Source organism: Gilliamella bombi (assembly GCF_900103255.1).
In the GTDB taxonomy this organism is placed as follows: Bacteria; Pseudomonadota; Gammaproteobacteria; order Enterobacterales; family Orbaceae; genus Gilliamella; species Gilliamella bombi.
The window spans coordinates 57,026-67,511 of record NZ_FMWS01000003.1; the positions used below are offsets into that span (position 1 = coordinate 57,026).

Sequence of the window (10,486 nt, forward strand, 5' to 3'; positions counted from 1 at the left end):
TATTTAAAACAATGTTAACTCTATGTCATAATGCAACATAAATTTCTAGAAATCTAAATGAGGTTATTTATGCCACCAAAATATTACGGTGCCAATGCAACACTTTCAACAATAAACACAACTTCGTTTAGTCAAATAACGATAACAGCGGTTCAAAATGAAGCGAATAACACTATGAAAGAAGATAAAAAAAATCAAACAACCACTCAATCCAATCCATCTGTGGAATCTAAATCCCAACCTAAAAACAGTGTTAGCGATAACACTAAGAACACGAGCAAATCACCCGTTTCAAAACTATCAATAATTGCTATAGCATTAACTGTTTGCTTAGGTGGTTTGGGGCTTTATTATGGTCAACAGGAAATTAAAAAACAAAAAAAAACCATCTCAATATTACAAACTGAGCTGGCCAATTTAAAACAAACAACCAAGCAAAGTATAACAAATGATTTACAAAGTAGTATTACCGACGCAGTTAATAAACAAAATCAGCAATTCAATTCACTAGAACAGCGTATTGATCGTAAACTGAGTGATCAACAACAGCTACAGCAACAATTAACAACTCAAATTAATGATTCACAAAAATTGACAGAACAAAGCTTACAAAATATCAATGAACGCTTAGCAGCAATGTCAACAAGTGATCACAATGTTTGGTTAATTTCACAAGCCAATTACTTAGTACATTTAGCTGGTCGTAAAATTTGGAGTGACCAAGACTACACATCAGCACGATTACTACTAAAAAGTGCTGACGAAAGCCTAACTCAAGCTGATGACCCAAGCCTATTGCCTGCAAGACAGGCAATTAGTAAGGATATTAATTCACTTGCTCAAGTAAGCTTTACTGATACCGATGGCATTATTATGAATTTAATCGGTTTATCAGAATCGCTTACCGAATTACCTTTAGTAGGTAATTATAAAGATATCGATCTTGGCATGACACAATATGCCGAAGATGCTACAAACACACCACAAACAAACATTAACAATATAGCTAATGATAATAATAGTGGGGTATCATCATCGGTTAACGATTGGTCTGATAATTTATTAAGCAGTACCAAGACTTTTATGGATAAATTTATCACCATAGAAAAACTTGATGACAAAGAGAACAACTTTAAGGCTTGCTTAGAACAAGCAGGACAAGACGAAAAACAAATCGTCAAATGCCAAATATTAAAAGCACCACTGAATTTGGAACAGTCGCTTTACCTACGTGAAAACATCCGCTTCCGTTTATTGATTGCAGCGCAAGCCGTACCAAGACATCAAGAACTTATTTACCAACGTGCACTAAATGAAACCGCAATTTGGGTTAATGCTTATTTTGATGGGAATGCTCCAAGCGTTAAAGCATTTATTAATGAACTTGAAAATTTGCAAAATCAATCAATCAGCAATCAAAATGTGCCTGAAAACCTAACTAGCATTGGCGAACTTGAAAAACTAATGCAAACCCGCGTTCGCTCAATGTTAACAAAATAGGAGAATAATAATGATAAAAATACTAATTATTTTCTTAGTACTAGTGGGTGGATTCTTTTTGGGACCATTATTACAAGGGCACCAAGGTTCAGCGGTATTTGAATTTGCCAAATATCGTGTCAGCATGTCATTTAATTCATTTATGATACTTGAATTAGTTGGTCTACTTTGCCTTTATTTAATCTATTGTTTATTGAATAAAATTTTTAATTCTAAAACAGCATTAGGCAATTGGCTACGCTTAAAGTCGCCAAAAAAATCGATAAAACGTGTTGAACAAGCGCAAATGTTATTACTTGAAGGTGATTATAAGCAAGCTGCTAAACTATTTATCAAAAGTGCCAAAGGGGCAAAAAATACCACCTTATCGTATTTACTTGCGGCACAAGCTCAAATTGATAATGATGAATTAATCCCCGCTAATCAGTCACTAGAACAAGCCGCTAAAAGTTGCCAACCTAATGAGTTATTTGCCTTTCAGCTAGTACAAATTAGGTTGCAACTAAAAAACCAAGAATACACAACTGCACGCATCACATTAGACCAGCTACTAAACGAAAAGCCTCGCAATGCTGAAGTACTTAGATTAGCAGATCAACTTTATTATGAAATGGGTGATTATCAAGCGATTATTGACCTATTACCAGCAATGTACAAAGCTAAAGTGTACAGCGAGTCGCAACTAGATCAGTTTAAACAAGCAGCCTATATTGGTCGAATTAAGCAATTATCGACTAATAGTGATGCACAAACACTAGTAAAATGGTGGAATGAACAACCAAGAGCCATTTTAAATAATATGGCTTATCAAAAAGCGATGGCTAATTATCTAACTCAACTAGGCCAAGCAAACGAAGCAGAAAAGATATTAAAATCGATTAGTAAACTTGAACAAAAAGAAAGAACATAAAAAAATATAACAAGAAAAACAGGGTAATTGCCCTGTTTTTATTTGAACTCACAATAATGGTTAAAAATTCAGTTATTGATTGATACAGATCAAATCATAAAATAGCGAATTAACGCCATAAAGCACATACCAGCAACCACAATACACATCAGATTCTTAGTCAAAAAGGCAACAATTGCGGTTGGAATTGTCGCTAAGCAATATTCCACATTAAAATCAGGAAAATGCCCCTCCTTTGCCACAAATAAATTTTGCACAAATAGCGCTGTTAAAATACATAAAGGTACATATGACAAGAATTGAGTCACAACATTAGGTAACTGAAATTTACGAACTAATATAAATGGAATCACTCTTGGCAACCAAGTTACTAACCCGCAACCTAAAATAATCAATAAACTATAAGTTGTCATGCTTTTTCTCCATTGCCATGCCCATAAAACAACCGCCAAACGTACTGATTAAAATAGCCATTTCAGGTGACACAAAACGCATTAAGAAAATTAGCAAAACAGCAACCGTTAACATAGCTAAAAGTCGATTTTTAAGGCTTTTGCTATTATCGCTAATCAATTGCAAATAGAGCAAACCAATAAACATGGCGACTAAAGCATAATCTAGACCAAATTGTGTAGGATCAGGCAACCACTCTCCGATTAAAGCACCAATAAAACAAGACAAAATCCAAGTAATATAAGCCGTTAAATTAAGGCCATGCATCCAAGCAGCATTAACTGGCACTTTATTTGTAATCGCATTTATTGCCACGGCAAAACTTTCGTCGGTCAATAAGCTACCAATACCAATATTATTTAATAACGATGCTTTGCGAAAAGCTGGAGCTGTTGCCATACTCATCAAAAAATGACGTGAATTAACTAAAAAAACAGTAAAAATAATAGCCGAAATAGGTGTAGCTACTATCATTAATCCAGCAATAATAAACTGCGCAGCGCCTGCATAAACAATAATAGCCAGTAATGTAATTTCGAGTACCGATAAATTTGCCGATTTACCCACAACACCGGCAGCAATACCAATACCGATATACCCCAATAGCGTTGGAATACAAGCATAAACTCCATCTTTAAATGATAATGGCATAGATATTCCTTAATAATAACAATATGCTATAGATTAATATTACCTATATTACAAATACATATTAAAAATGACAAATTAAATAACTTAATTCACAATAAGCCATAATATATTGCCGAAATTTGCTATAATATCGCTTAACTAATATTGATGACAATCAAAATAACTTAATAACAATTAATGTGACAAATATATCTATGCATACAGGAACTTTATTTATCATTTCTGCACCAAGTGGTGCAGGCAAATCAAGTCTGATCCGAGCCTACCTAGCGCAAAAGAATCAACATCAAGCTAAAGTATCAATTTCGCATACTACGCGCGATCCTCGCCCAGGAGAAGCGCATGGTGAACACTATTACTTTGTGGATCACAAACACTTTGAATCCTTAATTGATCGGCAAGCATTTGTCGAATATGCCAACGTATTTGACCACTATTACGGCACATCTAAAGCCGAAATAGAACAAAGCCTATCGCAAGGAATTAATGTTTTTCTAGATATTGATTGGCAAGGTGCAAGGCAAGTACGCCAAAAAATGCCACAAGCAAAAAGCATATTTATACTACCACCTTCGCTCAAAGAGCTTGAAAACCGCCTAGTTAAACGTGGGCAAGACGACAACCATGTGATTGCCAAAAGAATGCAAAAAGCCCGAGCTGAAATTTCACATTATAACGAATATGACTATATCATTATTAACGATGATTTTGACACCTCATTAAATGCCTTAAGTGCCATTATTACCACTGCCAGCCTTGAGCAACCAAAACAAGCTATCATCAATAGGCAATTATTAGTAGATTTGCTAGGGGAATAATTCGAAATAAGATGAAAAAATATCGCCAAAAAAGTGGCGATATTTTTATGGAATAAATTAATTACCTAACGCTTTATCAGCCTGATCATTTTGGATCAACTCTAACTTATAGCCATCAGGATCCTCAACAAAAGCAATAATGGTTGAGCCACCTTTTACAGGTCCAGCTTCGCGCGTTACCTTGCCTCCAGCTTGTTTGACGTCATTACACATTTTAGCAACATCATCAACACCAATAGCTATATGACCAAACGCCGAACCATGCTCGTATTTATCGGTACCCCAATTATAAGTTAACTCAATAACTGAGCTAGTTGTTTCATCACCATAACCAACAAATGCAAGTGAATATTTATATTCAGTATTTTCACTAGTTCTTAACACCCGCATTCCCATTACACGAGTATAAAAATCGATTGAGCGCTGTAGATCGCCAACTCGAATCATAGTATGTAATATACGCATTACTTTGTTGTTCCTTATACGATTAATAATTTGTTTGAGCTTATATGTTAGCATTCAGACAGGCAAACTTCTGTGAAAGATTCATCGATTAGATAAAAAACAATAATTAATTTAATCAAGTTATTTGCTAAAGTAATCCGCTCACCATTGAGATGAGCGAAAATTAGTTGTTATTTAAGGACAATATGTCCAAAACTAATAAAATTAAGCGTTATTTTTTTACACTACTACCATAACGTGGTGATGCGCTAATTTGTTTACCATTAGTGACTAAACGAACAGCTTGACCAACATAAAAATCGTTAGCCGAACCTTTTTGTACAAGAACAATATTAGATCCGTTTTTTTGCTTGATTTCTAACTCAACACCACTAGCTTGGCTAGATTTATTTTGAATAGCATCACCCAAAATCGCACCACCAATAGCTCCTGTTGCAGCAGCTAACACACGGCCAGAACCATTACCAATAGTATTACCTAAAACGCCACCTATAACAGCACCACCAAGGCTACCTGCTACACTTTCACTTTTACCATTTGACGCATTAGCTTGAATTTTAACAGGTCGTACTGAAACAACTGTACCATAACTTACTTGCTGAACTTGTTTTGCTTGATCTGCTGTATAAACATCGCCAGAATAAACATCACTATTGCTACATCCAGATAAAATTGCAGCTAAAATAGTTAACGTGACGATTTTTTTCATAATTTATTCCTCATATAATAATAGTATAAGCTTTTTATACACAGTTTAGAATAATATTTTTTTTTAAAAACAACAATACCATTTTCATTATTTTATCAATAGCCAATACAATTTATGCTTAAGTTAGGTTATACTCAGCACAAAAATTTATCAACTATGCAATGAATATATGAAACGGTTATTTTTTCTATTAACATTATCAGTTATGATAACTGCTTGTCATGATGCAAATCAAGCACCTACAACAACCGATAATGCTGCCATTAAACAGCCATCGAATGATTGTTTAGATAACAAATCAGCCCACGATTCGCATTTAGGCAAAATTCCTGCTTTAGGATGTCCCGTGAAATAATACAATAGGCACAAGTAACATAATGAAAACTATCGAAATCGACGAAGAATTATACCAATTTATTGCTGGCCAAACTAAACACATTGGCGAAGATGCATCAAGTATATTACGACGTTTATTAAATATAAACCAATCTACATCGGCAAAAAAACAGACTATTGCACAAAAAGAGAATCATTATCCACTGTTTAATGACTTATTAACTAGTGACGCTTTCACGAACGAGAAATCCATTATTAGTCGCTTTATATTACTGCTTAGTGCGTTGTATAACTATAATCCAGCACTATTTGCCATAGCTGCAACATCCTTACATGGAAGCAAGCGAAAATATTTAGCCAAAGATAAACAATTACTAGAAACATCAGGCAAAAACACAAAACCCCGCGAAATCATTGGTACACCTTATTGGGTTATCAGCAACACTAATACTGCCAGAAAATTATATATTATTGAATCAATAATGAGTGATATGGGCATATCTGAAACCATGATAAACCAAGTCACCAACGCATTTTTACCTTAATAGGTTAAATAAAAATAAAAAAGCTAAAAACGTGATATAAACTCAACAGATTCACGTTTTTAGTCATATAAAGTATTTTTTTATGAAAGAGGAGTAAAAAATGGCCAAGCAAAGCCGCGCAGGAATGTTAGCTCAACCATCAGATCTTATCAACGTTGAAACATTACGCAATAACTATTACCAAATCCAACCTGATACGGATAATGCTAGCCAATTAGTCATTTTTGGGACATCAGGTCATCGCGGAAGCTCAAACAAAGGCACATTTAATGAGGTACATATATTAGCCGTTGCTCAAGCAATTGCCGAATACCGCAAAGCGAACAACATTACAGGCCCTTGCTTTATTGGTCAAGACACCCATGCCTTATCAGAACTTGCTTTAAAATCGGTGCTTGAAGTTTTTGTCGCCAATGAGCAAACCGTGGTTATGGCTCGTGATTGGGGTTATACGCCAACGCCTGTGATTTCGCATGCCATTTTAACTTACAATCAAAACAAACAATCACAGCTATCAGACGGCATTGTTATCACTCCATCGCATAATCCACCAGAAGATGGCGGAATAAAATACAACCCAACCAATGGCGGACCTGCGGATACTGACATCACCAAACAAATTGAAAACCGCGCCAATGAATTACTGAAAAACAAACTCAATGGTGTAAAACGTGTCACCTTAGACAAGGCTCTAAATTCAAATTACATCCACCCCAAAGAATACGAAACCGACTATATCAACGATCTTGAAAATATCTTAGATCTCTCTCTTATCAAATCATCATCGCTCAAAATCGGTGTTGACCCATTGGGTGGTGCTGGTATCACCTATTGGCCACGCATTGCCGAAAAGTATGGCATCAACCTCAATATTGTTAATAACAAAGTCGATCCAACTTTCAGCTTTATGCATCTAGATCATGACGAAGTTATTCGTATGGACTGCTCAAGCCGTTGGGCTATGGCTGGGTTATTAAAATTAAAAAACCAATTTGATTTAGCCTTTGGTAATGATACCGACTTTGATCGTCATGGCATTGTGACACCAAAAGGACTAATGAACCCAAATGCCTACCTTTCAACCTGTGTTAATTACTTGTTCCAAAACCGTCCACAATGGCACAAAGATATTGCTATTGGTAAAACACTAGTCACAAGCTCAATGATCGACCGAGTTGCTAATAGCTTAAACAAACAGTACTTAGAATACCCAGTTGGTTTTAAATGGTATGCCGATGGGCTTTACAATGGTAAACTTGGATTTGCTGGCGAAGAGAGCGCAGGCGCATCGTTTTTAAGAACGAACGGTAAAGTATGGTCTACCGACAAAGATGGCATTATTTTATGTCTGCTTGCTGCCGAAATGACGGCTAAACTAGACAAAAATCCACAAGAACAGTACCAAGAACTTGAAGATAAATTTGGTATTTCTTATTATGGACGAATCCAAGCGCCAGCCTCGTTTAGTGAAAAACAAAAACTAGCCAAACTTGATGCCAGCCAACTAACCACCGACAACTTAGCAGGTGAAAAAATCACTCAATGTTTAACCACTGCACCAGCTAACAATGCTGCAATTGGTGGGCTTAAAGTAATAACCAAAAACGGCTGGTTTGCTGCTCGCCCATCAGGAACAGAAGATGCTTACAAAATTTATGCAGAAAGCTTTATAAGCAACGAACATTTAAATACGCTACAGCAAGAGGCGCAAGAAATTGTAGCAAAAGCGATTAAATAACCGAAAAAAAACAAACGCAATAAAAAGCAGCAACTATTTGGTTGCTGTTTTTTCACATAATCCTTTTATTAGAAAGATATCAAAACAAACACACAAATAAAATCAATATGTTTTCTGAACAATTTTAAGCTAAAGCGGTAGAATTTTTTATATAAACAGCTCAGATAGCATACTGATTTTATTAAAGTTTTTAAGTGAAATCAAATAACTATTGGTTGATTTTTTTATTGTGGTGAATTAAAAAAATGCTTTTGCACTTTATGCAAAAGCGTAAGCCTTCAGTATTGCTAGTCGAATCGCTTTTTTTGCTTTCAATCATTAAAGTACTCAGACAGCAAACTTTACCTATTGGGACTTATCTTTACGTAGGTTTTGTCTTTTATTAACACCATAACTCCTATCTACACCTTACAAAGCATTAAAAACACAAACAGCCGCAGTACTGTCAACACTGCTCTTCCAGACAGAACGACCTGTTGGGCTTATCTCGTGCCAATAAATTATATTATCATGGAGATCTTTTTTCCTGTCACTTGACCAAAAAGAGGAGCCAAAACCCCCATCAATGTAATTATGCAAAGGTCCCCACTCTGTAAGAAATCCAGCTCCTATTCGGCGTTGATAATGTTTATAACTTGAAGACGGTTTAGCTCCACGTCCAGATTCACCTTCATTAGTCAAATCACTTGTCTGTGGAAGACGATAACCTATACTATTACACCAAGATTCTTGATTAGAAACTATATCTTTTTTATTTCGACTAACGAACCATTTCCTTAATTGAAATCCATATTTTAATACATTACCACGACTATCCTTACCCACTAATTCAAACGTTTGTGGTAAACTTGGCTTGGAAATTATACTGGGAGTGTCTGACTGTTTTTGACTACTCCTTGCTGCAGGCCCTGTTAATTTAACGCGTGCTACGACTTTCCTTCTATCGTCATTAGGAATCCATCTATCACTAGCTACAACATTTGTTACCGTAGCAGTTATTCCCCCCAAAGTAACGGCTTCCCAAGTCAACTGACCAACGTCAACTCCACCTATGATGAAATCAAAATATAAATTATCAGCTCCCGTTGTCGGGAAATTTTGACTGTATGAGTCTGGATGGCTTGATTGAACTAAAAATCCTTTTTTGTCGTTCCATATGTCGGCTGGACCAGCACTTAATCTGTCCCCCCAAAACAAATTCGGTCTTACAAAACAAACGGTTGGCGATGCCTTCGGTTTGATATAATATGCTACTATACGACCTTTAAAGGAGCTGGTGTTTGGTATGCCGTAATAAGTGCTTATATTACCGTCTGTACTACTTAATTCCACTTTATAAGGTGACTTGCAAATATCTAAAACATCATTACGATTAACTGCTTGACCATCACTATCGGTTATCCTGAGCGTTATACTTCCTGTTATTTTAACTCCACCGCTACCTTCTCCATCACCATCATCATCCCCCCAATAATGATAACGTGTCACTAAGCTGTTTATACTTACTGAATTGGTAGATGCTGGCACCAGCATATTAATATCAGCAAAACTTTGGCCATCTATGGGTAACTCAATTGGCTTTGTAGACGAGGAACTATTAATTCTAGGTGTGATTTTACTACCATCGGATAATGTGATAGCCAATAGCTCATCAGTTGTTATAGCCTTAGTCCGACCTTCGTCAAATGTTAAATAAGGCGCACTACCCTGTATAACACCGCTTGTATGAGCCGTTAGTGCTTGAGAGTTCGATGAATACGATAATAACAACAACGGAGTCAAGAACCATACGCTTGAGAATGTAAAGATGAATTTTAGTTGCGGTATAAATAAATCCGCTAATTTCACTAAAGAAATATCAGTTTGTAAGAGTTTTTGATAATTTGAAGATTTAAGAGAATTTAAGATATAGGCCTGCCTATTCTTGCACCTACGACAATAATCCATTATATTTCACCTATTAATGAATGTTCCATTTCATTTTTATTAACTTATTAAATAAGCTGATTTTCTATCAGCTGTAAAAGTATAATCTTTTGTGAAAATTTTGGCTAGTTTTTTGGATAATTTATTAATTAAAATATAGTATTAGGCTTAGAACATTTAACCTTTTGCGAAAATAATTGACATTAGTGATAACACCCAAAGCAAAAATTTCCCAACTCGCACTGTCTGGTGTACTAGCTTTACTTAATTATCGTGCATGCTATCGCTATGAAAAAGTAAAATATTGACTTTACAATATTGTGAGATTTTCTTGCTCTAAAATTGCTCAGGTATACCATTGATTTTATTGAATTTTTTATTTTTAAATAAAATCATATACTTATAGGTTAGTTGTTTATTACGTTGAATTTGGCT

11 protein-coding genes are annotated in these 10,486 nt (G+C 35.4%); 6 read left to right on the forward strand and 5 right to left on the reverse strand.

The genetic code is table 11. The features are described from left to right. Positions 1–69: 69 nt before the first annotated feature. Together B9N71_RS00915 and B9N71_RS00920 are read left to right on the forward strand one after the other, a co-directional pair. Entirely contained in the window at positions 70–1,500 is a 1,431-nt protein-coding gene (locus B9N71_RS00915; protein WP_167370031.1) for a uroporphyrinogen-III C-methyltransferase, read from the forward strand. A 10-nt stretch (positions 1,501–1,510) separates the two neighbouring features. Further along, the gene (locus tag B9N71_RS00920) at positions 1,511–2,410 is read left to right on the forward strand and encodes a heme biosynthesis HemY N-terminal domain-containing protein (RefSeq protein WP_085163795.1); all 900 of its coding nucleotides are present in this window, start codon (positions 1,511–1,513) and stop codon (positions 2,408–2,410) included. An 89-nt stretch (positions 2,411–2,499) separates the two neighbouring features. Here B9N71_RS00920 and B9N71_RS00925 read toward each other — a convergent pair whose 3' ends face one another. After that, on the reverse strand, positions 2,500–2,823 hold the full coding sequence (locus tag B9N71_RS00925) for an AzlD domain-containing protein (protein ID WP_065590469.1): 324 nt from the start codon (positions 2,821–2,823) through the stop codon (positions 2,500–2,502). Next, complete coding sequence (locus B9N71_RS00930) at positions 2,810–3,514, reverse strand: AzlC family ABC transporter permease (RefSeq protein WP_065590468.1); 705 nt, start codon at positions 3,512–3,514, stop codon at positions 2,810–2,812. Before B9N71_RS00930 ends, B9N71_RS00925 begins: the two co-directional genes overlap by 14 nt. Positions 3,515–3,708: 194 nt before the next feature. On the opposite strand from B9N71_RS00930, the gene gmk reads away from it, so the two are divergent. Continuing rightward, entirely contained in the window at positions 3,709–4,332 is a 624-nt protein-coding gene (gene gmk / locus B9N71_RS00935; protein ID WP_085163796.1) for a guanylate kinase, read from the forward strand. Positions 4,333–4,389: 57 nt separating this feature from the next. Here gmk and gloA read toward each other — a convergent pair whose 3' ends face one another. Both gloA and B9N71_RS00945 read right to left on the reverse strand, forming a co-directional pair. Next, positions 4,390–4,797, reverse strand: coding sequence for a lactoylglutathione lyase (gloA, locus tag B9N71_RS00940; protein WP_065609744.1), 408 nt, complete (start codon positions 4,795–4,797; stop codon positions 4,390–4,392). A 211-nt stretch (positions 4,798–5,008) separates the two neighbouring features. Continuing rightward, on the reverse strand, positions 5,009–5,509 hold the full coding sequence (locus B9N71_RS00945; RefSeq protein WP_085163798.1) for an outer membrane lipoprotein: 501 nt from the start codon (positions 5,507–5,509) through the stop codon (positions 5,009–5,011). A 166-nt stretch (positions 5,510–5,675) separates the two neighbouring features. Here B9N71_RS00945 and B9N71_RS00950 point away from each other — a divergent pair, with 166 nt between their 5' ends. The 3 genes from B9N71_RS00950 (at position 5,676) to pgm (ending at position 8,125) form a co-directional block, all read left to right on the forward strand. Beyond that, positions 5,676–5,861 carry a hypothetical protein gene (locus B9N71_RS00950; RefSeq protein WP_065609748.1) on the forward strand — a complete coding sequence of 62 codons (186 nt, stop codon included), beginning with the start codon at positions 5,676–5,678 and terminating at the stop codon, positions 5,859–5,861. A gap of 22 nt (positions 5,862–5,883) precedes the next feature. Then, positions 5,884–6,387, forward strand: a complete 504-nt coding sequence (locus B9N71_RS00955; protein WP_065590464.1) for a hypothetical protein — start codon at positions 5,884–5,886, stop codon at positions 6,385–6,387. Positions 6,388–6,487: 100 nt separating this feature from the next. Continuing rightward, complete coding sequence (gene pgm, locus B9N71_RS00960) at positions 6,488–8,125, forward strand: phosphoglucomutase (alpha-D-glucose-1,6-bisphosphate-dependent) (protein ID WP_085163799.1); 1,638 nt, start codon at positions 6,488–6,490, stop codon at positions 8,123–8,125. Positions 8,126–8,533: 408 nt separating this feature from the next. Here the strand turns inward: pgm and B9N71_RS00965 are convergent, their stop codons facing one another. Then, entirely contained in the window at positions 8,534–10,072 is a 1,539-nt protein-coding gene (locus B9N71_RS00965; protein WP_085163800.1) for a hypothetical protein, read from the reverse strand. Between the last annotated feature and the right edge of the window lie 414 nt (positions 10,073–10,486).